The sequence below is a fragment of the Paraburkholderia sp. BL9I2N2 genome, from assembly GCF_004339745.1.
Taxonomy (GTDB): Bacteria; Pseudomonadota; Gammaproteobacteria; order Burkholderiales; family Burkholderiaceae; genus Paraburkholderia.
The window spans coordinates 926,620-949,814 of sequence record NZ_SMGP01000001.1 but is presented as its reverse complement, the minus strand read 5'-3'; the positions used below and the strand labels follow the sequence as shown (position 1 = coordinate 949,814).

The 23,195-nt window shown below is 64.0% G+C and carries 13 protein-coding genes and 2 pseudogenes; 6 read left to right on the top strand and 9 right to left on the bottom strand.

Going from position 1 to position 23,195, the window contains the following annotated elements; translation table 11 throughout:
- Positions 1-77 precede the first annotated feature (77 nt).
- On the top strand, positions 78-854 hold the full coding sequence (xth, locus tag B0G74_RS04400) for an exodeoxyribonuclease III (protein ID WP_132373811.1): 777 nt from the start codon (positions 78-80) through the stop codon (positions 852-854).
- 15 nt (positions 855-869) lie between these two features.
- On the opposite strand, the gene B0G74_RS04395 is transcribed toward xth, so the two are convergent.
- The 4 genes and pseudogenes from B0G74_RS04395 to glnA form a co-directional block, all read right to left on the bottom strand.
- Entirely contained in the window at positions 870-2,966 is a 2,097-nt protein-coding gene (locus B0G74_RS04395; RefSeq protein WP_132373810.1) for a prolyl oligopeptidase family serine peptidase, read from the bottom strand.
- A gap of 113 nt (positions 2,967-3,079) precedes the next feature.
- Complete coding sequence (ntrC, locus tag B0G74_RS04390; RefSeq protein WP_132373809.1) at positions 3,080-4,594, bottom strand: nitrogen regulation protein NR(I); 1,515 nt, start codon at positions 4,592-4,594, stop codon at positions 3,080-3,082.
- A 114-nt stretch (positions 4,595-4,708) separates the two neighbouring features.
- Positions 4,709-5,852, bottom strand: a pseudogene (gene glnL, locus B0G74_RS04385) (nitrogen regulation protein NR(II)).
- A gap of 195 nt (positions 5,853-6,047) precedes the next feature.
- Positions 6,048-7,463: a type I glutamate--ammonia ligase gene (gene glnA, locus B0G74_RS04380; RefSeq protein WP_073427532.1), complete on the bottom strand. Its 1,416-nt coding sequence runs from the start codon at positions 7,461-7,463 to the stop codon at positions 6,048-6,050.
- A gap of 441 nt (positions 7,464-7,904) precedes the next feature.
- Between glnA and B0G74_RS04375 the strand changes: the two genes are divergently transcribed.
- Positions 7,905-8,369: a rhodanese-like domain-containing protein gene (locus tag B0G74_RS04375; RefSeq protein WP_012433603.1), complete on the top strand. Its 465-nt coding sequence runs from the start codon at positions 7,905-7,907 to the stop codon at positions 8,367-8,369.
- A 272-nt stretch (positions 8,370-8,641) separates the two neighbouring features.
- On the opposite strand, the gene B0G74_RS04370 is transcribed toward B0G74_RS04375, so the two are convergent.
- The 4 genes from B0G74_RS04370 to B0G74_RS04355 form a co-directional block, all read right to left on the bottom strand.
- Positions 8,642-9,478, bottom strand: coding sequence for a molybdopterin-binding protein (locus tag B0G74_RS04370; protein WP_132373808.1), 837 nt, complete (start codon positions 9,476-9,478; stop codon positions 8,642-8,644).
- Between the two features lie 32 nt (positions 9,479-9,510).
- A complete protein-coding gene (locus B0G74_RS04365) occupies positions 9,511-10,344 on the bottom strand; it encodes an EI24 domain-containing protein (RefSeq protein ID WP_132373807.1) in 834 nt (277 codons plus the stop codon).
- 147 nt (positions 10,345-10,491) lie between these two features.
- Positions 10,492-11,490 carry a sterol desaturase family protein gene (locus B0G74_RS04360; protein WP_132373806.1) on the bottom strand — a complete coding sequence of 333 codons (999 nt, stop codon included), beginning with the start codon at positions 11,488-11,490 and terminating at the stop codon, positions 10,492-10,494.
- A 59-nt stretch (positions 11,491-11,549) separates the two neighbouring features.
- The gene (locus B0G74_RS04355; protein ID WP_132373805.1) at positions 11,550-12,569 is read right to left on the bottom strand and encodes a beta-propeller fold lactonase family protein; all 1,020 of its coding nucleotides are present in this window, start codon (positions 12,567-12,569) and stop codon (positions 11,550-11,552) included.
- A gap of 627 nt (positions 12,570-13,196) precedes the next feature.
- Between B0G74_RS04355 and B0G74_RS47640 the strand changes: the two are divergent.
- Both B0G74_RS47640 and B0G74_RS04345 read left to right on the top strand, forming a co-directional pair.
- Positions 13,197-13,729 (top strand): annotated as a pseudogene (locus B0G74_RS47640) (hypothetical protein); the annotation flags it as partial.
- Positions 13,730-13,740: 11 nt separating this feature from the next.
- Positions 13,741-16,035, top strand: a complete 2,295-nt coding sequence (locus B0G74_RS04345; RefSeq protein WP_347814509.1) for a YadA family autotransporter adhesin — start codon at positions 13,741-13,743, stop codon at positions 16,033-16,035.
- 240 nt (positions 16,036-16,275) lie between these two features.
- Here B0G74_RS04345 and hrpA read toward each other — a convergent pair whose 3' ends face one another.
- On the bottom strand, positions 16,276-20,802 hold the full coding sequence (gene hrpA / locus B0G74_RS04340) for an ATP-dependent RNA helicase HrpA (protein ID WP_132373803.1): 4,527 nt from the start codon (positions 20,800-20,802) through the stop codon (positions 16,276-16,278).
- 23 nt (positions 20,803-20,825) lie between these two features.
- Between hrpA and argA the strand changes: the two genes are divergently transcribed.
- Complete coding sequence (gene argA, locus B0G74_RS04335; protein WP_132373802.1) at positions 20,826-22,214, top strand: amino-acid N-acetyltransferase; 1,389 nt, start codon at positions 20,826-20,828, stop codon at positions 22,212-22,214.
- A gap of 58 nt (positions 22,215-22,272) precedes the next feature.
- The gene (locus B0G74_RS04330) at positions 22,273-22,545 is read left to right on the top strand and encodes an oxidative damage protection protein (protein ID WP_007181244.1); all 273 of its coding nucleotides are present in this window, start codon (positions 22,273-22,275) and stop codon (positions 22,543-22,545) included.
- Positions 22,546-23,195: the final 650 nt, after the last annotated feature.

The following is a 23,195-nucleotide window of genomic DNA, read 5'->3' as shown; positions in this document are numbered from 1 at the left end:
GGGGCCATTTTCACCGTCCGCTCGCCCGCGCGATAAGATGCGGGACTATCGGAATCACGCAAGCTTGTGAGAATGTCATGAAAATCGCCACCTGGAACGTCAACTCCCTCAAAGTCCGCCAACAGCATGTGGTCGACTGGCTCGAAACCAGCGGCACCGATGTACTGTGCCTCCAGGAACTGAAGCTGCCGGACGAAAAATTCCCGCGCGCCGAACTCGAAGAGAAAGGCTACCGCAGCTGGTTCGCCGGCCAGAAGACTTATAACGGCGTCGGCATTCTGGTGCGCGGCGGCCTGACGGTCGACGAAGGCAGCATCGTGCGGAATATTCCGGGCTTTGAAGATCCGCAGCAACGCGTGATTGCCGCGACCATCGAAGGCGTGCGCATCATCTCCGCGTATTTCCCCAACGGCCAGGCGCCGGACACCGACAAGTTCGCGTACAAACTGCGCTGGCTTGCTGCGCTGCACGACTGGATCGCGAGCGAGATGGCTGTACATCCGAAGCTTGCACTGCTCGGCGACTACAACATCGCGCCGGAAGACCGCGACGTGCACGATCCGAAAGCGTGGGAAGGCCAGAATCTGGTGTCGCCCGAAGAACGCGCGGAGTTCGTGCGGCTGGTCGAACTCGGTCTCGTCGATGCATTCCGCCAGTTCGAGCAGCCGGAAAAGATCTACTCGTGGTGGGACTACCGGATGATGGCGTTCCGTCGCAACGCGGGGCTGCGCATCGACCATATCCTGCTGTCGAAGGCGCTGGCTGACGTATGTTCGTCGTGCGACGTCGACAAGGTGCCGCGCAAGTGGGACCAGCCGTCGGACCACGCGCCGGTCGTCGCGCAGCTCGGCTGATCCTTCCTCACGACGTCAGGCCTGCGTCGACCGGTTCAGAGTACGCCACAGGAACTCGAACACCATCGCATCGTGCTCGGCCTGCTCCAACTCGTCGGAGCCGCCGTGCCCGCCTTCCGTGTTCTCCCGATACCAGACGTGGTCGGCACCCAGCGCCTGCATGCGCGCGGCCATCTTGCGCGCGTGGCCGGGATGCACACGGTCGTCGGCCGTCGATGTGGTGAACAGCACAGGCGGATACGCAACGTTCGCCGACACGCGGTGATACGGCGAGTAAGCGGCCAGCATGCCCGCTTCATCGGGTTCGTCGGGATCGCCGTATTCGTCGATCCATGACGCGCCCGCGTGCAGCAAGTGATAGCGGCTCATGTCGAGCAAGGGCACCTCGCACACCACGGCGCCGAACAGCTCGGGTCGCTGCACCATGCACGCCGCCACCAGCAAACCGCCATTGCTGCCACCCTGAATACCGAGTTGCGCGGCGCTCGTCACGCCCGTCTCGATGAGCGCTTCGGCCACCGCGATGAAATCGTCGAACGCGCGTTGGCGATGCTCGCCTTGCGCCGCCGTATGCCAGCGCGTGCCGAACTCGCCGCCGCCGCGAATATGCGCGACCACGTACACGCCACCGCGCGCCAGCCAGCCGATGCCCTGCCCCGTCAGGTAGCTCGGCAGCAAGGGAATTGCAAAACCGCCGTAGCCGTTGAGCAGGCATGGACGCGCGTGTTGTTGCTCGGCGCGCGGGCCGATCACCGTGTACGGCACGCGCGTGCCGTCCGCGGAAACTGCGTGGCCACGCGTGACGCCGAACTGCGTTGCGTCGAATTGCGTCGGCCAGCGGTCAAGCAACTCCCATTCGCTCAGATCGTCACGGGCGAGGTCGGCGAGCCAGTACGCAGGCGGCTGCAGATAGTCGTCGGTATCGACGAACACTTCGTCGTCGAGCGTCGGCTCGACGGGCGAGACGTCGGCTTGCGCATCCTCGCGCGTTGGAAAGACGCGTTGCTGCCAATGCCACGCCTGATCGTCGCCTTGCGACGGCGTCAACAGCAAGGTCTTGTTCTGCACGTCCTCCAGGTACGACACGATCAGGTGGTTGCGCGTATGCGTCCACTCGCAGGCCGAGGTTTGCGGCGTCGGCGTGAATAGCGGCTGCACGTCGCGCTCGCCGCGCAGGAACGCGTCTTCGCGGATCGCCAGCAATGCGCCGCCCGGATAGTGCATGCCATTGCAGTCCCAATCGAGCCGCGGTTCGAGCAACAGCCAGTCTTGCCAGCCGCTCACCGCGACATGCGACGGCACCTCGTAGCGGCGCCAGGCGTCGACGGCACCATCGGCATCATCGAGGTAGTACGTGTGCGAATCGAAAAAATCGACGCTGCTCACCACCGTGTGCCGTTGCTCGACCGGATCGTAGTGCCCCTCCACGCCGATGTCGCCGAACGCGCCCTTGAACACCACCGGCGCGTCGGCGAGCGCGGTGCCGCGCGTCCAGCGCCGCACTTCGCGGGGATAACCGGAGCGCGTCAACGTCTTGCGGCCGTTATCCCAGCCGACGTAAAGCGTGTCGCGATCGATCCACGACGCCGTGTGCTTGCCGGCCTTCGCGATCACGAAGCCGTCGTCGACAAAACGTCGCGCGTCGATGTCGAACTCGCGCACCGCGAGCGCATCCGAACCACCGGGCGACAGTGTGATCAGCGCGCGGTCGCCATCGGGATAGAGAATGTCGAGTTCGACACAGACCCAAGGCGTGCCCTCGGCAGCACCGAGCGCGTCGAAGTCGAGCAGGTTCTGCCACTCCGGTTTGCCGCCACGCCATGCCGCCCACGTGGTACGCCGCCAGATGCCCTTGGGATTGCGCTCGTCCTGCCACAGGTCGTAAGCCCACTCCTTCCAGCGATCGGGAATCACCGGACGCTCACGCGGCAGATAGGCGTCGGCAAGCCGTTGCCTGAGCGACTCGAATTCCGCGCTGTTGCACCACGCGGCGCGCGTGCGGGCGTTCTGCTGTTCGACCCACGCGAGCGCGTCAGGGTCGTCGAGCGCTTCGAGCGACAGGAAGGGATCGGGAGAAAGCGGCCAGGAGAAAGGAGCGGGAGAAGCGGGCATCGTCAGCTGTCGAATGAAAACAGCGTCGATTATGCCTTGTGGGAGCCCGTGACTCGTTTTACAAGCGAATGAGCGGAGCGACGCGCGCGCCGCCCCGCTCTACAACGCGACACTCAGGGCTCGAGGTTGAGTTCCTGAATCTTGCGCGTAATCGTATTACGGCCGATGCCGAGACGCTCCGCCGCTTCGACCTTGCGTCCACGCGTGAAGTCGAGCGCTTCTCGAATCACGGCGGCTTCGAATCGGCGCGCGAGTTCGTCCATGACGTCCGCCGCATTCTCGCGCAACATCCGCGCGACTTCGGTGCGCAAGCCGCCTTCCCAGGCGCTGACGGTGTTCGCGACCGGCATGCCGCCCGCCGCGGCCGGATGCGCCGCGGCGCTCGTGCCGTTGACCGGCACGCCGCCTGCGAGGCCCGCATCTCCTGTCCCAATCGCACCGCCACCGCCGGCCAGATCGGTCACGCCGGCTTGCGCGGGGCCGAGATCAGGCGGCAAGTCCTTGATCTCGATGGTCTGCGCCGGCGCCATCACCGTGAGCCAGTTGGCGAGGTTCTCCAACTGACGCACATTGCCCGGAAACGGCAACGACGCGAGATAAGCCAGCGCTTCTTCGGACACGCGCTTCGGCTCGACACCGAGGTCGCGCGCGCTCTTTTGCAGGAAGTGCCGCGTGAGCAGCGGAATGTCCTCACTGCGCTCGCGCAAGGCCGGCAAGCGCAGGCGGATCACATTGAGCCGGTGATACAAGTCCTCGCGGAACAGACCCTGACGCACGCGCGATTCGAGATTCTGGTGCGTCGCCGCGATCACGCGCACATTGGCGCGCAACGGATTGTGGCCACCGACGCGATAGAACTGCCCGTCCGACAGCACGCGCAACAGACGCGTCTGCAAATCGAACGGCATGTCGCCGATTTCGTCGAGAAACAGCGTGCCGTTCTCGGCCTGTTCGAAGCGGCCCTGGCGCATGGCCTGCGCGCCGGTAAACGCGCCCCGCTCGTGGCCGAACAATTCGGATTCCAACAGATCCTTCGGAATCGCCGCGGTGTTCAGCGCGATGAAGGGACCGTTCGCGCGTGGGCTATGTCGGTGCAACGCACGCGCGACCAGTTCCTTCCCGGTGCCTGATTCGCCGGTAATGAGCACGGTTGCCGCGGAATGGGACAAGCGGCCGATCGCGCGGAACATGTCCTGCATCGCCGGCGCCTGGCCGAGCATTTCCGGTGCTTCGGTAACGCGTTCGTCCCACGTCTGTTCGCCGCGCATGCTTTCGTCCACGGCACGGCGAATCAGTTCGACCGCCTTGTCGACGTCGAACGGTTTGGCGAGGTATTCGAACGCGCCGCCCTGGAATGCGGCGACCGCGCTATCCAGATCCGAGAACGCCGTCATGATGATGACGGGCAAGCCCGGCACCTTGTCACGCACGGTTTGCAGCAGTTCGAGGCCGGAGCCGCCGGGCATCCTGATGTCGGACACCAGCACCTGCGGGCTGTCGTGGTCGAGCGCGGCCGACGCCTCGCGCACGTTCGCGAAGCTGCGGGTCGCGAAGTTTTCGCGGGCCAGTGCTTTTTCGAGCACCCAGCGAATCGATTGATCGTCGTCTACTATCCAGATCGGCTTCATATGGGTCGGTCAGAAGTCTCAAGAGTGCCCCCAAACCTGTCGCTTCGCGGCAGGCCCCCCGAAGGGGAGTGAGAAAACGTGGGCGGCCCGGCGTTTTCTCACGAGGCATTGGTGTTAGCAGTCGAGCGGCAGCAGAATCTGAAACTCGGTGTGGCCCGGGCGGCTATCCACTTCGATCAAGCCGTCGTGCTGTTGCACGAAAGTCTGCGCGAGCGTCAGTCCGAGACCACTACCGTCCTCGCGCCCCGACACGAGCGGATAGAAAATGCGGTCACGGATTTCTTCGGGAATGCCTGGGCCGTTGTCAGTGATATGCAAGTCCAGTGCCAGCTTACATAAGCGTTTCGACACCGTAATCTTGCGCGCAATGCGAGTGCGCAATTCGATCCGCGCATCGCCTTGAGAAATACGTTCGCGCAACGCTTCAGCCGCGTTGCGCACGATGTTCAGGAGCGCCTGGATCAACTGCTCCTTGTCGCCGCGCAGATCCGGCACGCTCACGTCGTAATCGCGTTCGATGGTGAGGCCGCGCGGAAACTCCGCGAGAATCACCTGGCGCACGCGCTCGCACACTTCGTGGATATTCACGTCGCCGACGATATGCGGATGGCGGTGCGGCTCGAGCAGCCGGTCGACCAGCGTTTGCAGCCGGTCCGATTCCTTGATGATGACCTGCGTGTACTCGCGCAACTCGTCGCGCTGACGCTCGCCGAGTTCGAACTCGAGCAGTTTGCGCCGCGCCGCGAATTCCGCCGAGCGGATTCTTGATCTCGTGCGCGAGATTGCGGATCAGTTGCTTGTTGACCGCCGTGAGGTCGTTGATGCGCTCCTCGCGGTCGGTGCGTAAATGCCGCTCGTTTTCGAACAGTTCGAGCAGCACATAGTCTTGCGCGCCTTCCAGGAAGCCGACGATCGCATGCACATGCAGCGGCTCGTGGCCCGGACGTTCGAGCACGGCGTCAAGATGCGTCGCGTGGAAACGGTGGGCGGCGATCGCGGAAATGGTTGCGACCAGTTCGTCGGCATTCGAGAAGATGTCCGGCCATGCCATCTGCGTCAGTTGCCGGCGCGAGAGGTCCAGCATCGACTCCGCCGACGGGTTCGCAAACGCGACGCGCAGCGTGCGCTTTTCGAGCACCAGCACGACCGTCGGCAACGCCTCGAAGCCCGGCAGTAAACCGGAACTGACGAGCTGAGCGTCGTCCGAGAGCGCCTGCTCGTGCCCTTTCCTTGCCTTGATCAGATTCTTGAGAACCATCTTGCAGTCTGGCCGATAGGAGATGGTGATAAACCGGTGATGCGCTTTTTTGTGTTGCTCTTTGCCCATTGCCCGCGAGCCGCAAACGTTGTGCGCGGTCTAACGAAAAAGGGACGGCGCCGCCGTCCCTTCGTGACCGATCGCGAGCGTCGGGCAAAGCACTTCGCCGTGTGAAGGGCGAAGCGCCATTGCCGCTTACAGCGAGTAGTACATTTCGAATTCGATCGGGTGCACCGACTGACGATAGCGTTGCAGCTCGCCCGTCTTCAGTTCGATGTACGCGTCGAGCATCGAATCCGTGAACACGCCACCGCGCGTCAGGAATTCGCGGTCAGCGTCCAGCGCGTCCAGCGCCTGGTCGAGGCCGGCGCACACGGTCGGGATCTTTGCATCCTCTTCCGGCGGCAGGTCGTACAGGTTCTTGTCGGCAGCTTCGCCCGGGTGAATCTTGTTCTGCACGCCGTCCAGACCCGCCATCATCAGCGCGGAGAAGCACAGGTACGGATTCGCCATCGGATCCGGGAAGCGCGTTTCGATACGGCGGCCCTTCGGGTTCGACACGTGCGGAATACGGATGGATGCCGAACGATTGCGAGCCGAGTAAGCCAGCTTGACCGGTGCTTCGAAGTGCGGCACGAGGCGCTTGTACGAGTTCGTCGACGGGTTCGTGATCGCGTTCAGCGCGCGAGCATGCTTGATGATGCCGCCGATGTAGAACAGCGCGAATTCCGACAGACCTGCGTAACCGTTGCCTGCGAACAGATTCGTGCCGTCTTTCCAGATCGACTGGTGAACGTGCATGCCCGAACCGTTATCGCCGACCACCGGCTTCGGCATGAACGTTGCCGTCTTGCCGTACGTGTGCGCGACGTTGTGGATGATGTACTTCATTTGCTGCAGCCAGTCGGCGCGTTGCACCAGCGTCGAGAACTTGGTGCCGATCTCGTTCTGGCCTTGGCCCGCGACTTCGTGGTGGTGCACTTCGACCGGAATGCCGATCTGTTCGAGCAACAGACACATTTCCGAACGGATGTCCTGGAACGTGTCGACCGGTGCGACCGGGAAATAGCCGCCCTTCGTGCCCGGACGGTGGCCGGTGTTGCCGCCTTCGAATTCCTTCGCCGACGACCACGGTGCTTCTTCCGAACCGATCTTGATGAAGCAGCCCGATTGATCCGTGTTCCACTGGACCGAATCGAAAATGAAGAATTCCGGTTCCGGGCCGAAGAATGCCGTGTCGCCGAGGCCCGTGCTCTTCAGGTAGGCTTCAGCGCGCTTTGCCAGCGAGCGCGGGTCGCGCTCGTAGCCCTTGCCGTCCGCCGGTTCGACGACGTCGCAGGTCAGCACGAGGGTGGATTCTTCGTAGAACGGGTCGATGAAGGCCGTGTTCGCATCCGGGACCAGCAACATGTCCGAGGCTTCGATGCCCTTCCAGCCGGCAATCGAAGAACCGTCAAACGCATGGCCGCTTTCGAACTTGTCTTCATCGAATGCCGACACCGGCACCGAAACGTGTTGCTCTTTGCCGCGCGTGTCGGTGAAACGAAAGTCGACAAACTTGACGTCTTCGTCTTTGACGAGTTGCACGACGTCGGCCACGGATTTACTCATAACCTTTTCTCCTGATTAACGAATTCGGCGGATTCAGCCGCCGCCCAATCTAGCTGACCCGTCCCGGCGCGTCCACCCTCAATCGTTGAGGAGGAACATAAAGGTCTGCCTGGACAAATCGATCGGCAGCAATAAAGCAGCTTCTGTGCCACGTATGCGCCAACCCGGAGCAGAACCACGGTGCGCGCGCGTTTGCGGGGAATGGGCGCACCGAACGGCATGCAGCCCCGAAATCTTTGGACGATATGTCGCACCAAATACGTGCATTCGCCAAATCGGCAACGGCCAACATTTCTATTTTGGTGCATTTCACAAAACTTGCACCATGTTTGCGCATTCGCCGGATCGCGGCGCACGCCCGTTCGCCGCCGCTCGCGCCACACGTGCGCGCCTCGCGCCGCGCGCTAGAATGATCATTTGGTCCGAAGGAGATTTGCGCTCATGAGCACGCTCGAACAGTTGTACGCCAGCGCGGACAAACGCCGCACCGAGAATCAGTTGCCGTACGCGGGCGCGATATCGCCCGCCGAAGCGTTCGAACTGCTGCAGCTCGATCCGCGCACGCGTCTCGTGGATGTGCGCACCCGCGCCGAACTCGATTGGGTCGGCCGGCCGGTGATCGGCGACGGACAGTACGCGCACGTGGAATGGACGCGCTATCCGGGCGCGGTGCCGAATCAGGAATTTCTCGCGCAGTTGAAGCAGGTCGCCACGCCGGATACGCCCGTGTTGTTCCTGTGCCGCAGCGCCGCGCGCTCGAAGCTCGCCGCGATCGCCGCCACCCAGGCCGGCTTTACGAAGGCGTATGACCTGCTGGAAGGCTTCGAAGGCGACAAGGACGGCCAAGGGCATCGGAAGACGGTGTCGGGCTGGTGCTTTCGCGGGTTGCCGTGGATCGGCGCGTGAGTGCGGCGGTTGTGCGGCGCGCGGTTGCCTTGCGGTCGCCTTGCGGTTGCCTGATCGCTGCGCGAGCGCTGCGTGATATTTGCTTGTCGCCGCGGCTCGTGGACGCCGCCTCAAAACCGCCCATTAAGGCGCGCACGTGAGGACAGGCACATCGTCGGCGCCGAATGTGACAGGCCGATGATCCGCCTCTGCCGCGCTCAGAATCGGCGACGAGTGCGATGAAAAACGGGCGCCGCAGCGCCCGAACCCAGGATAAACGTGCGCCGCGCGAATCAGCCGCGCGGCTTCGCCGCCGCAGCCTCCGCCTCGGGCTCGACGATATCGCCGCCCAGCAGGTGCACGCCTTCCCGCAGCTTGACGAAGGCCGCCGCCACCGCTTCGGGCTCGCCCTTCACGCCTAGATCGATGTGATGCCGCGCGTACACGCCACCGCGTTCCGCATCGCCCACGCTCGGCAGACTGAAGACCCGCACGCCCGGAAAATCGCGTTCGATCTTTTCCATCAGCGGCGTGAGGCGCGACTCCGGCAACTCGAACACCAGCAGCGACTTCTCAGCGTGCGGCATGGCGTGATGCAGATGCGCGTATTGCGTATCCAGCACCCACTCGATCATCGGCCACGCCATCACCGGGAAACCCGGCACGAAGTGATGCTGCCTGATCGAAAAGCCCGGAATCTTGTTGTAGCCGTTCGGAATGATCGACGCGCCCTGCGGATACGTGCCCATATTCAGGCGATGCCGGTTCTCCGGCGACTCCAGATCGAGCGGCGTGGCCGCGTTCGCCGGATGCATGTCGCGGATGCGCTCCTGAATCAGCTTCGCGGCTTCCGGATGCAGTTCGAGCGGCACGCCGAGCGCGGCCGCCGCGCATTGGCGCGTGTGGTCGTCCGGCGTCGCGCCGATGCCGCCCGTGGAGAACACGATGTCGCCCGAGGCGAACGTGCGCCGCAGCGTCGCGGTGATGCGCTCCGGATCGTCGCCGATATACTCCGCCCAGCCGAGCGACAGCCCACGCGCGCCCAGCAATTCGATGACCTTCGGCAGATGCTTGTCGATACGCCTGCCCGACAGGATTTCATCGCCGATGATGATGACGCCAAATGCCATTGCCGCCTCTTTTTCGCTTAGTCAGTAATTCATCAGTAGGGAACCGGCGCCGCGTGCCGCACGCCGCCGTGCTCATCCGCGCGCATGCGTTGCAGCGCGCGCAAACAGTAGTAGCCGAACCATAACGCCGAGAACACGAGGATGAACGCATAGATCCAGATCGTCACGGCCGTGACCACCGGGAACAGCACGATCAGCCAGACCGACGACGCCCACAACAGCGTCGGCAGCGAACCCAGCAAGCCGCTCGCGATGCCGATCAACAGCAACGGCAAACGGAAACGCCGCACCAGCACGCGCCGCTCGTCACGCGTGGCATGCAGCGCGAGCGCGTCGTAGCTCATCACACGATACGTCAGCCAGCCCCACAGCAGCGGCGGAATCAGCGCGAAGAACGGCGGCACGAGCCAGAGCGGCAACGTGACGATCAGCAGCACCAGACACACCAGCGTAGTCCACAACGCCTGTCCGAGACTACCGTACCACGTTCCGCCGCGGCGCATTTCCAGGCTCGGGAATTGCCGTGCCGACAGGAAGCGGATCACCGCGGGCATCGACAGCGTGGCGATCAGCAGCAGCACCGTGACGACGATCAGCGGAATCGTCATCGCGATCACCATAAACGGCGCGATCGCCGCATGCAGCGCTGAAAAACCGAGCCAGTCGAACAGATGATAAAGCGTGAGCGTGAACGACCAGCCCTCGAGCCAGCTGCGGGTCGCACCGATCAGCGTCTGCCAGGAAAACCACAGGATCACGCCCCACCCGACCGTTGCCGCGAGAAACGGCATGAAGGTCAGCCAGAGCATGCGCGGGTGGAGCGCGCTTGTGAGCGCGCGCCCGAACGAGCGCAACAGATCATTCATGCGAGCCAGTGCCGGTGAGCGAAACGATGGAATGGAGTGAAGCGCGCGACAAACCCGCCGGGCAGCCCGGCGAAGGATCGCAAACGTGAACAGGATAAACCACGTGACGCGGCGCCGGGGAAACCGGCGGCGTGGGAGGAAGCGCGCTCAAACGGCGGCGGCGTCGTTGCTTTCGGTGCGGCGTTTCGGCGAAAGACGCCCGGCGATACGCACGAAAGCAAGCCAGTGCTGCGCCCAGAAACCGTCGCCGTAACGGCGGCCTTCGAGTTGATCGCTGATGCCGGTCGGCTCCATTTCCCGGCTCCAGGACACGCTGCGAAACAGCATGTCCCACCACGGAAACAGCACGCCGAAGTTGCAACCGTATTTCAGCCCTTCGTGGCCATAACCAATGGCGTGGTGACGGCGATGGAAGGTCGGACTGACCAGCAGGCGCTCGCCCAGCCAGCCGAAGTACAGGCGGATGTTCGCGTGCTGGACACTCTGCGCGAGATTCGTGATGGCGACCAGCACGACGAACTGCGACGGCGGCACGCCGATCACCAGCGCGATCACCGCGAAGAACGAGGCTTGCAGCAGATCGTCGAGCAGATGGTTGCGGTCGTCGGACCAGAGCGACATCTGCTGCTGGCTGTGATGCACCGCGTGCAGTTCCCACCACACGCCGATCCGATGTTCCCAGCGGTGATACCAGTAACCGGCGAAATCGAGCACCAGCAGATACATCACGAACGTGACGAGCGGCTGCGTGGTCACGCCCGGCCACAGATTGTCGAACTCGATATTCGAAATGTTGTGCAGTCGCAGCCACGCCTGCACGGTGTCGAAGAATGGCTGGAGCGCGAAGAAAAAGAACAGGTTCAGAATGCCGAGCTTGGCGATCCACGTGTAGATCACGTCGACGCGCACCGCCTTGCGGGTCTCCCACTTCTCTACCGGACGCAGCGCTTCGAGCGGGCGCAGAACCGCGTACATGGCCAGCACTTCGACGACGCCCACGATCACCCAGTACAGGCTGTCGTAGGTGTCTTCGTCGTAATCCATCAGATCGAAGCGGAACAGCAGCGGCTGCACCACGTCGACGTACAACAACGTCTGCACGGCGGAGACGAAGTTATCGAGGGAAGAAAAAATCAGATGGAACATGGTGCTGGTCTGGTTACTTCATCCGTGACGGTTCGCGTGGTGCGGCATGGGCCCCTGCATCAAGCGCCGTTCGGCGCCGTGACCGGCGCGCGATTGAAGAAATAGATGCCGTGCGGCGAACGGCCGACAGCGATCGTCTGGATCAGCTTACGCGTTGTCAGGTCGATGATGCCGACGTGCTTCGCGAAGCGGAACGTAACCCACAGATAGCGTTTGTCGGCGGAAAGTTCCATGTCGTCCGGTCCCGGCATCAAACCGGTGATGTCGCCGACGTTGGTGAGCGTGTCCTCGTCGATGATGCTGATCGTGCTCGCCACGCGGTTCGACACCGCGACGTGCTTGCCGTCGGCCAGCGAACGGAAGTTGTGCGCGCCGTTGCCGGTGTGGATCGTCTTGACGATCTTCTGGTTGCGCCAGTCGACCACCGCGACGTAGTCCGCGCCGGTCATGCCGACCAGCAGGTATTTCTCGCCCGGCGTCATCCACAGGCCCGCCGGCACCTTGCCGACCTTCATCTTCCACTTGACGGTTTGCGTGGCCAGGTCGATCGCGGCCAGTTCGCCCGACACCTGCAGCGTGACGAATACCGTCTTGCTGTCGTTCGTGAACGCCATGTGGCTCGGCATGACCGCGAGCGGCAAGCGCGAGGCCAGCGTCATCTGGTTCTTCTGGCCGTCGTAGTGATAGATGTCCAGACGGTCCAGACGCAGGCCGGTGGTAACCAGCCATTTGCGGTCAGGCGAAAAGCCGATCTGGTACGGATCTTCGATGTTCTCGACCCAGCGCTGCACCTGCCCCGTTTTCGGGTCGACGAACATCAGATTGTTCGACACCGAATTCGCGACGATCAACGACGAATTGTCCGGCGTGGCCATCAGGTGGTGCGGTTCCTTGCCCGTGGGCACCGTGCCGACGACCTGGCGGGTCGCCTCGTCGATCAGGCTCAGCGTGGCTTCGCCGGAATTGAGCACGATCACGTTGTTGGCGTGGGCCGCCGGAGAAAAAAAGCCTGTGGCGGCGACCAGCAGCGCGCCCGCAGCGACCGTGGCAGTCAAGCCGGGAAGAAAAAATTTACGCATGAAAACTCACTTCGGAGAACAACCATCATTGTAGAACGTTTGCCGGGGCCAGCGGTTGACGCAGATCGGTCTGCGGGGCAGGAGAAATGAGGGACACGATGGGCCGTGGCGGCTGGATGGCGAGCCGCGGGGGCAACGTGCGATCACCTCTTTTTGAAACGCCGGCGATATGTATCACGCTTGACATGTCGAATCTCACTGAGAGCTCATAGATACAAGAACACATTCAAATTAAATGAATAATTTTCAAAAAAAACTGCGAATGTTCTTTATTTAATTCTATTTACGCTCCTGCAAACTAAGACACGCCCACATAAAATGATTTTTCCACACTCGCTGCAGATTTAACTGATATCCCCGTCCCGCCGCCAGATCGGACAATCCTGCCGCCTCATCGCCCACCTATCAATCTTGTGGGTGAACGGGCATGACGCGGGTGTTTCGCACGAGCAAAAAAAGACCGCCAAGGCGCTAACGCAGCTAAACCAAAGGCTGCCGACTTTCATTTTTGCGCAATTTATCAGGGCGATGAAATCCTTGCCGGCTTACCCGCGCTCATGCACCGTCCACGCACGCAATACCGCGGAGTTTCTAAAACAATGAAAAGCAATAACCCATTGGTTTGGTGTGAAACGCCGGAAACCTGGCTGGCATCGCCGACAACGGCAAGATCAACGGCAAAGCGCACGACGACTCGCAAGAAAGCCATCGCCCAAGCGGTACTGGTTCTGGCGGCATTGTCCTGGGGGGTGTCGGTGGCACACGCCACCGTATTTTTTTGCGGGAGCCCCGGTTAATCCCGGCTTGGACGCGGATGCGCTCGCCACGGGCGTTGGTTCGATTGCAGCAGGCATCGCGGCACAAGCGGCGGGCCCCTATTCAATTGCGCTCGGCATGCAAGCGAACGCGGTAGGCCTGTATTCCATGGCGTTGGGCAAGCAATCAGGCGCGCTCAGCGATGGCGCCATTGCGACGGGCTTTCAGGCAATGGCGTCAGGCACGTTTTCGATTGCGACGGGCGTGCAATCGACCGCGCAAAAATACGGCTCGATTGCAACGGGCGTGCAAGCGAGCGCGCTGGGCAATAGCTCGACCGCGATTGGCGTCAGTTCCTATGCGAAGGGCGACAACTCAGTGGCCGCAGGCGCGCAAGCGAAAGCGGCCGGTACGAATGCTGCCGCGATCGGTCATCAGTCTGCCGCAGGCGGCACGGGCTCTTTCGCTGGCGGCGATTCAGCTCTGGCGGCGGCCGACTACAGTATCGCGATCGGCAATCAGGCCCGCTGCCAGCGAGGTGGGGGCGCTGGCATTCGGCGGAATCGCGCAGGCGACCGGCGTCAATGCCACTGCTCTTGGCTACGCGGCAACGGCCGGCGCGGCGGGCGCTGTGGCGCTCGGCAACAATGCGGCTGCCACCTCGGCCAACAGCGTCGCATTGGGCGCGAATTCCTCCACCGCAGCGGACCTGTCCCAGACAGCTTTTGCACCGGTTGGATCGGGCGCAACGGCGATCGCGGGGCCCACCCCGGCGGGCGAAGTGTCGCTCGGTTCAGTGAACCAGGAGCGCCGTCTGACGAACGTGGCAGCGGGCGCGGCGGCGACCGATGCGGTCAACGTGAGCCAGTTGCGTGCGGTCGATGGCAAGGTCGACACCATTGCGCAGAGCGGCACCCAGCACTACTTCAAGGCCGATGGCGTCGCCGACGGTTCTGACGATGCCGTGGCAAGCGGCACACATGCGGTCGCGGCTGGCGTAGGCGCAAGCGCGACCGGTGCCGATGCGGTCGCACTCGGCTCGAACGCCGCTGCCCGCAGCGTCGGTTCTACAGCGCTAGGCGCGAGCGCTGCGGCCAACGCACCGGGCTCAACCTCGATTGGCGGCTCGTCCGTTGCCAGCAGCGTCGGCGCCACGACGGTCGGTGCGTATTCGAGCGTGACGGGCGTCGGGAGCGTCGCGCTCGGCTACATGGCCACCGCGAGTTCGGATGGCTCCGTGGCCCTCGGCCAGAATTCGGTGGCCGACCGCGTGAACACGGTGTCGGTAGGCTCGGCGGGGCAGGAACGGCAGATCACGAATGTCGCAGCCGGCACCAACGCGACCGACGCCGTCAATCTCAGTCAGTTGCAAGCCGCCAGCGCGAACGCCTCGCGCTATTTCAAGGCGAACGGACTCAACGACGGCACCGACGACGCGTCGGCCACCGGTAGCAACGCGGTGGCCATCGGCAGTTCAGCGCTCGCTGCGGGGCAAGCCGGATTTGCCGCCGGCACGAGTTCGCAGGCGAACGGCAATTTCGGCACGGCAGTCGGCAGCTTCGCAATCGCTGAAGGTGACGGTTCAACCGCTCTCGGCTACCTGGCCAGCGCGGCGGGCGCGAATTCGACCGCGCTCGGATATCAAGCCAGCGCTGCAGCCGCCAACTCCGTCGCACTCGGCCAAGGCTCGGTCGCGGACAGGGCGAATACCGTCTCGATCGGCTCCGCCGGCAACGAACGCCAGATCACGAACGTCGCGGCCGGCACCGCCGACACCGACGCCGTCAACGTCGCGCAGTTGAAAGCCGTGAGCGACCAGGGCGCCGCCAATGCCGCGAAGCTCGACGGAGCGGTCATGTATGACCAGAACGCCGACGGCACCATCAACAAGAACAGCGTCACACTCGGCGGCGACGCGGCGAACGGCGGCACGGTCATCCACAACGTCGCGGCAGGCGTGGACGCAACCGACGCGGTCAACGTCGCTCAACTGAACGCCGCCATCGACAGCGCCGTCAGCAACGTCGTGGTCAATACCGCCAATCCGTTCTTCAGCGCGGAAGGCAGCCGCGATAGCGAAGGCGCCGTGTCCTCCGGCGCCCACTCCGTCGCCGCGGGCGCCAACGCGCAGGCCACCGGCACCAACGCTACGGCCATCGGCGCAAATTCGCTGGCGAGCGGCGCAAACGCCATGTCACTCGGCGCAAACTCCGTCGCCAGCGGCGCCAACGCCACCGCGCTCGGCGCAGCAGCAAACGCCAGCGCTGACAATTCCGTCGCATTAGGCCAAGGCTCGATCGCGGACCGGGCAAACAGCGTATCCGTCGGCGCAGCGGGCCAGGAACGCCAGATCACCAACGTCGCAGCCGGCGTGCAAGGCGCCGATGCCGTCAACGTCAACCAGTTGCAGCAAAGCGTCAGCGGAGCAGTGAGCCAGGCGAACAGCTATACGGACGACCAGATCCGCTCAGCCCGTCGCGACAGCTACGGCGGCACGGCATCCGCGATGGCAATGGCCGGTCTGCCGCAGGCAGTCCTGCCGGGTCACGGCATGGTCGCAATGGCCGGCGGCACGTACGCCGGCCAGTCGGCGTTGGCCATCGGCGTATCGCAGCTTTCGGAAACGGGTAAGTGGGTCTACAAGCTGCAAGGCACCACGGATTCGCGCGGCCAGTTCGGCGCGTCGATCGGCGCCGGCATGCACTGGTAGGCGGAACTGGCAGGGCAGGCCGGGCCAAGCCGAGTCACGAGCAACCGCCTGGCCATCGACGTTGCAGGTGCGACGAGCGCGGGACCGACAAGAGCCCCGCGCCACTCTGCGCGCGCCGTCATTCCCACAAGGCATGGCGGCGCGCGCGTTTTTATCCGCGCCGCGAAAGGCAGCCGGGCCATAACCGAAGCCACCCGCATGAGGCGGCAGCGCACAGCGCGCCCTCGCCCCCCACGTCGATCAGCGCTGCATCGACTCCCACACCTTGTAAAGCCGCTTCACCGAAACGGGCATCGGTGTACGCAACTCCTGCGCAAACAGCGAGATCCGCAACTCCTCCAGCAGCCAGCGGAACTCCGACAAGCGCGGATCGAGCACGCCGCCGCGTTGCGCCACCGCGCGCTGATAGTTCTGCAGCAGCGGCTGGAATTCGGCGAACTGCCGCGCGTCGCGCGCGGGGTCCGCCTTCAGCTTGTCGATGCGCAGCGCGATCCCTTTCAGATAGCGCGGGAAATGCGCCAGTTGCGCGTATGGCGTGTCGACCACGAAGCGCTTGCCGATCAGTCCGTCGAGCTGGTTCTGCAGATCGGCGTGCGCCGCCGTGAACGACTTCGCCTGCACCAGCTTCTTCGCGACCGTCGCGTATTCGCTCAGAATCTGCCCGACCAGCCGGGCAATTTCCTGAGCCAGTAACGTCAGGCGGCTACGGCCTTCGTCGCGGCGCGTGTGGAAACTGGCGTCGTCGTCGGGCAACGGGTCTTGCAGACAGGCGCGGTCGAGCGCGGTGTCGATCAATTGATCGCGCAACTCTTCCTGCGTGCCGCGCGGCATGAACTGCATCGCCATTTCGCGCAAGCCCGGCAGATTCTTTTCCAGATACTTGATCGGCTCCTTCAGCTGCAACGCGAACAGCCGGCGCAATCCCGCGCGATGAATCCGCGCGGCTTCGTCCGGTGAATCGAACACTTCGACGTCGCAGTGCGTACCGCGATCCACCAGCGCCGGATAACCAAACAGCGTCTGCCCGCCCCGGCGGATTTCGAGCAACTCGGGGAGCTTGCCGAAGTTCCACGTCGTCAGCTTTTCATACAGCGCCGTGCCTTGAGTGCCGGCTTGCGGCGCGGTCTGCGGGCCTGACGCGGCAGCGCCCTTGCCTCGCTGCGCGGCTCCACCTGCCGCACCGGACGCTTGCGACGGCGTCGCGACACCGCCGCCGCCCGCGTCCGCCAACGCTGCGCCCGCCGCACTCGACGCGATCTTCTGGAAATGCTGCTGCGCCTGGCCGCCGAGTTCGGCGCGCAGTTGCGACAGATTGCGGCCCATCGCTAGCTGACGCCCATGCTCGTCGACGACCTTGAAGTTCATGAACAGATGCGGCGGCAAGGTCTCGAGCTTGAAGTCCGACTGCTTCATCGCGACCTGGGTCTGCTCGCGAATATCGGCGATCAGCGACTCGAGCAAACCGCCCGCCCCGAAACGCGGACCGCTATGCCGGTCGACGAAACCCGCCGCGTACTCGGGCAGCGGCACGCAATGACGGCGCAGCTTCTGCGGCAAGGACTTCAAGAGCAGTTGCGTCTTCTCTTTCAGCATGCCGGGCACGAGCCATTCGCAGCGCCGCGCGTCGACCTGATTCAGCGCATACAGCGGCACCGCGAGCGTCACGCCGTCGCGCGGCGAACCCGGCTCGAAGTGATAGGTAAGCGCCATTTCGACGCCCGCCATCGTCATCCGCTTCGGGAACAGATCGGTGGTCACGCCGGCGGCTTCGTGCCGCATCAAATCATCACGCGACAGATACAGCAGGCGCAGCTTGTCTTCCGGCTGGCCGCTCTTTTTCACCTCGTCGCGATACCAGCGTTCGAACGACGCGCCGGTGTAAATGCCCTTCGGCAGCGCCTGATCGTAGTAGGCAAAAATCAGCTCGTCGTCGACCAGCACGTCCTGGCGGCGCGACTTGTGTTCGAGCTGCTCGATATCGGCGAGCAGCTTGCGGTTGTGAGCGAAGAACGCGAGCTTCGTATCGAACTCGCCTTCCACCAGCGCGCCGCGAATGAACAGCTCGCGGGCGCGCGCCGGATCCTGTTTGCCGAAGCTCACGCGCCGCCGGTGATAGATCGGCAGCCCGTACAGCACCGCGCGTTCGAACGCCGAGACCTGCGCCGCGCGCTTTTCCCAATGCGGCTCGGAAAGCGACTTCTTCAACAGATGCGCGCCGATCTTCTCGATCCACTCCGGCTCGATCTTCGCGATGCAACGCGCGTACAGGCGGCTCGTCTCGACTAGTTCGGCGGCCATCGCCCACTTGCCGGCTTTCTTCACCAGCGCCGAGCCCGGCCACAAATAGAACTTGATGCCGCGCGCGCCGAGGTAATACGGCTCGTCGTCGGCCTTGAGACCGATATTGCCGAGCAAGCCCGTCAGCAGCGCAAGATGGATCTGCTCGAAAGTCGCTTCCGCTTCGTTCAACCGCCAGCCGTGCTCGCGCACCACCGTCAGCAGTTGCGAGTGCACGTCGCGCCATTCGCGCAGGCGCAGTTGCGACAGGAAGTTCTTGCGGCACTCCTCGTGCAACTGCTTGTTCGACTTCTTGTGCGCGATCGCTTCTTCGAACCAGTTCCAGATTTTCAACCACTGCAGGAATTCGGAGCGCTCGTCGGCGAAACGGCGATGCGCCTGATCGGCCTGCTCCTGCGCTTCGATCGGCCGGTCGCGCGGATCCTGCACGGACAAGGCGCTCGCGATGATCAGCACTTCCTTGAGCGCCTGCTGGTCGCGCGCGGCCAGGATCATCCGTCCGACGCGCGGGTCGAGCGGCAGGCGTGCGAGTTCGCGGCCGAGCGGCGTGAGCTGGTTGTCGTCGTCGACGGCGCCCAGTTCGTTGAGCAGCTGATAGCCGTCGGCGATCGCGCGGCCCGGCGGCGGCTCGATGAACGGGAAGGTCTCGATCGCCGTCAGATGCAGCGACTTCATGCGCAGAATCACCGACGCCAGCGACGAGCGCAGAATTTCCGGATCGGTAAAACGCACGCGGCCCTGGTAGTCGCTTTCCTCGTACAGGCGAATGCAGATGCCATCGGCGACGCGGCCGCAACGCCCGGCTCGCTGATTCGCGGCGGCCTGCGAAATCGATTCGACCTGCAACTGCTCGACCTTGTTGCGATACGAGTAGCGCTTTACGCGCGCGAGGCCGGTATCGACCACGTAGCGAATGCCCGGCACCGTCAGCGAGGTTTCGGCGACGTTGGTGGCCAGCACGATCCGGCGCGCGTTCGAGGTGCGGAACACGCGCTCCTGTTCGGCCGCGGAAAGACGCGCGAACAGCGGCAGGATTTCCGTGTGCGGCGGATGGTGCTTGCGCAGCGCCTCGGCGGCGTCGCGGATTTCGCGCTCGCCGGGCAGGAACACGAGCACGTCGCCGGGGCCTTCGCGGCAGAGTTCGTCGACGGCGTCGACGATCGCGTCCATCAGATCGCGATCGGTTTCGCGCTGGCTTTTCGGCCGGTCGCCACGCGGAGCGGACGACACATTGCCTTCCGCGGCCTTCACGGCGGGGCTGTCTTCCGCGACCGGCCGGTAGCGCACCTCGACCGGATAAAGCCGCCCGCTCACCTCGATCACCGGCGCGGGCTTTTCTTCGCTGCCGAAGTGGCGCGCGAAACGGTCCGCGTCGATCGTCGCCGAGGTCACGATCAGCTTCAGATCGGGGCGCTTGACGAGGATTTCCTTCAGGTAGCCGAGCAGGAAGTCGATGTTCAGGCTGCGCTCGTGCGCCTCGTCGATGATCAGCGTGTCGTACGCTTTCAGCAGAGGATCTGTCTGCGTTTCGGCGAGCAGGATACCGTCTGTCATCAGCTTGACGGAGGCGCCCGGCGACAGATTGTCGGTGAAGCGCACCTTGTAGCCGACCACCTCGCCGAACGGCGTGCCGAGTTCCTCGGCGATGCGGCGGCCCGTCGCCGACGCCGCGATCCGGCGCGGCTGCGTGTGGCCGATCAGACCGGAGCCGCCCGCGCCGAGCCCGCGCCCGAGTTCGAGGCAGATTTTCGGCAGCTGGGTGGTTTTGCCGGAGCCCGTCTCGCCGCAGACGATCACCACCTGATTCTGGGCGATGGCTTTGGCGATTTCCTCGCGACGGCCCGACACGGGCAGCGCTTCAGGATAGGTGATCGGCGGAATCGGATTGGGCTCGACCACACGTGGAGCGCGCGGCGGCCGTGGTTCGCGCGGCGGCTGCTGCTCGCGGCGGCCGGCGCTGCGCTCGGCTTCGCTCGCCGCTGGCGATTTTTGCGCGGGCGCGCCGCCGGACTCGCGGCGCGGCTCCGCGCCTTGCGCCGATGCGTGCCGCGGCTGATCGCCACGACCGCCGCCTTTCTGCTGATTCGCGCCCGGCACATTCGCGGGCTGAGCACGCCGCTCGCCACTTCGCTGCGTCTGCTGGCCGTGCGGCGCATTCTGTTTCTGCGGACGCCCCGGGTTGTGGCCCGGGCCTCGACCTTCCTTGCCGTGAGGCGGCTGCGACTCGCCACTTCCGGCGTGTTTCGCCACGTCGCCACTTTCCTGACCGCGGGCTTCACGGCCCGGATTATTTCTCTGCGCCGACGCCTGCGCATTTTCCGCGGCGCGCCGCGGCTCGCGCGCCGTGTGCGGCGCGTTGCGTTCGGCGTCCTGCGCATCGCGGCGCTTCGCGTCGCCGGCCTTCACCTGATCGGCGGCCGGCGCCGGATTCTCGTTCGCCGCAGCGGGACTTTTGGGTACATTCGACATGGGGGCGCATTATAATCCCCGGCATGAATTCCCAAACCGACCTCGTCCCCGCGCCCGCGAGCGCTCCGGCCCCCGCCGGAGCAACGGAAGATCTCGCCCAGCACGCGCAATTCGTCGACTGGATGCGCTCAGTCGCCCCTTACATCCATGCATTTCGTAACAAGACGTTCGTCGTCGGGTTCGGCGGCGAGGTGGTGCATCAGGGGCTCCTGAACGCGCTCGTGTCCGACATCGCACTCTTGCAGGCCATGGGCATCCAGATCGTGCTGGTGCACGGCTCGCGTCCGCAGGTCGAGGAGCAGATGAGCCTGCACGGCGTGGAGTCCGAGTTTTCGCACGGCATGCGAATTACGGATGCGCGCGCGCTCGAGTCCGCGAAAGAAGCGGCCGGCGAAGTGCGTCTGGATATCGAGGCCGCCATCAGCCAGGGTTTGCCGAATACGCCGATGGCGCACGCGCACATCAGCGTGGTGTCGGGCAACTTCGTGACGGCGCGGCCGGTCGGCATTCTCGACGGGGTCGATTTCGCTCACACCGGCGTGGTGCGCAAGATCGACGCCGATTCGATCCGCCACTCGCTCGCGAGCCGCAAGCTGGTGCTGCTCTCGCCGCTCGGCTTCTCGCCCACCGGCGAGGCCTTCAATCTGGCCATGGAGGACGTGGCGTCCGCCGCCGCGATCGCGCTGCGCGCCGACAAGATCGTGTTCCTGACCGAAACGCCGGGCCTGATGGAAGCCGGCGAAAACGGCCCCGAACTGGTGCGCGAACTGTCGCTCGACGACGCCTACAAGCTGCACGAAAGCGGCGAGGTCACCGGCGACGCGGGCTTCTATCTGAAGCACTCGATCCGCGCCTGCCGCGGCGGCGTGGCGCGGGCGCACATCATCCCCTACGCGCTCGACGGCAGCCTGCTGCTCGAACTGTTCCTGCACGACGGCGTGGGCACGATGATCTCGTACGAGAACCTCGAAAGCCTGCGCGAAGCCACGCCGGACGACGTCGGCGGCATTCTCGCGCTGATCGAGCCGCTCGAATCGGACGGCACGCTGGTGCGGCGCGGCCGTCACCAGATCGAACGCGACATCGACCACTTCTCGGTGATCGAGCACGATGGCGTGCTGTTCGGTTGCGCGGCGCTGTATCCGTACACGCAGGAGCGCATCGGCGAAATGGCGTGCCTGACGGTCGCGCCCGAAGCGCAAGGCACCGGCGACGGCGAGCGACTGTTGAAGCGCATCGAGCAGCGCGCGCGGGCGCGCGGCCTGACGCGCATTTTCGTGCTCACCACGCGTACCGAACACTGGTTCCTCAAACGCGGATTCGTCAAAGTCACGGTCGACGACCTGCCGGAAGACCGCCGCCGACTCTATAACTGGCAGCGCAAGTCGCTCGTGCTGATGAAACAGCTCTGAGCGGCCCTATATATATAGCGACTGCCCGCCCCCACACCGATTTTAGGAGAAGCACAGCATGACTCGTATGGTTCAATGCGCGAAGCTCGGCAAGGAAGCCGAAGGCCTCGATTTCCCGCCGCTGCCGGGCGAACTCGGCAAGCGGATCTACGAAAGCATCTCGAAGGAAGCCTGGCAGGCCTGGTTGAAGCAGCAGACCATGCTGATCAACGAAAACCGCCTGAACATGGCTGATCCGCGCGCACGCCAATACCTGATGAAGCAGACCGAAAAGTTCTTCTTCGGCGAAGGCGCGGACACCGCGCAGGGTTATGTGCCGCCGTCGGCTTAACTGAACGCTTTCGCGCTTCAGGCTGCATCACCGAAATCCGCGCCGCGTGCGCGGATTTTTTTCGCGTCTACGCGCCACCAGATTGACCGGGCGACGCTGCCAGATTCGCGGCCCCGGCAGCGTCGAAAGAATTCTCCAAACGGTACATTTTCGCGCCGTTTTAAGCCCCTTTTCCACACCGCCCGGACCCGCTCAATCCCCCGCCCTGCAAGGGATTGAGCGCCCCCGCCAAGGCCCCCGCCGAACACCGGGTTTGCACGATCCTCTGTTATCGTGCTATCATGTGCCTCGTTCCAACAGCATTTCACCTTCATTCACGTTCTCTTCAATCTGGCGCGCAGTGCGTGTGCCATCCCGAACTGAACAGTTTTTATACAAGAAGGCTCGTCGGTCGCTTCCCCGTGTCATGCGCCCCCTCGTGGGCCACATGAGCGGCGAATAAAAGCACCGGCCTTTTTCGTTTCAAGCCTTCCAGCGGCGCATGGGCCAGCTTTCAGCCACCCCAGCGTCCTCATGCACCTGCCCCCCTTCCACGGCCACGCAGGTGCAACAGTCAGCACAATCTAGACGAGTGTTTTTTCGCGACCTGTCTCGCGAGGCACGGGCGTTCTGCTTTCCATCGCGCCCAGCTCCATCGCCCTCAGCGGCGA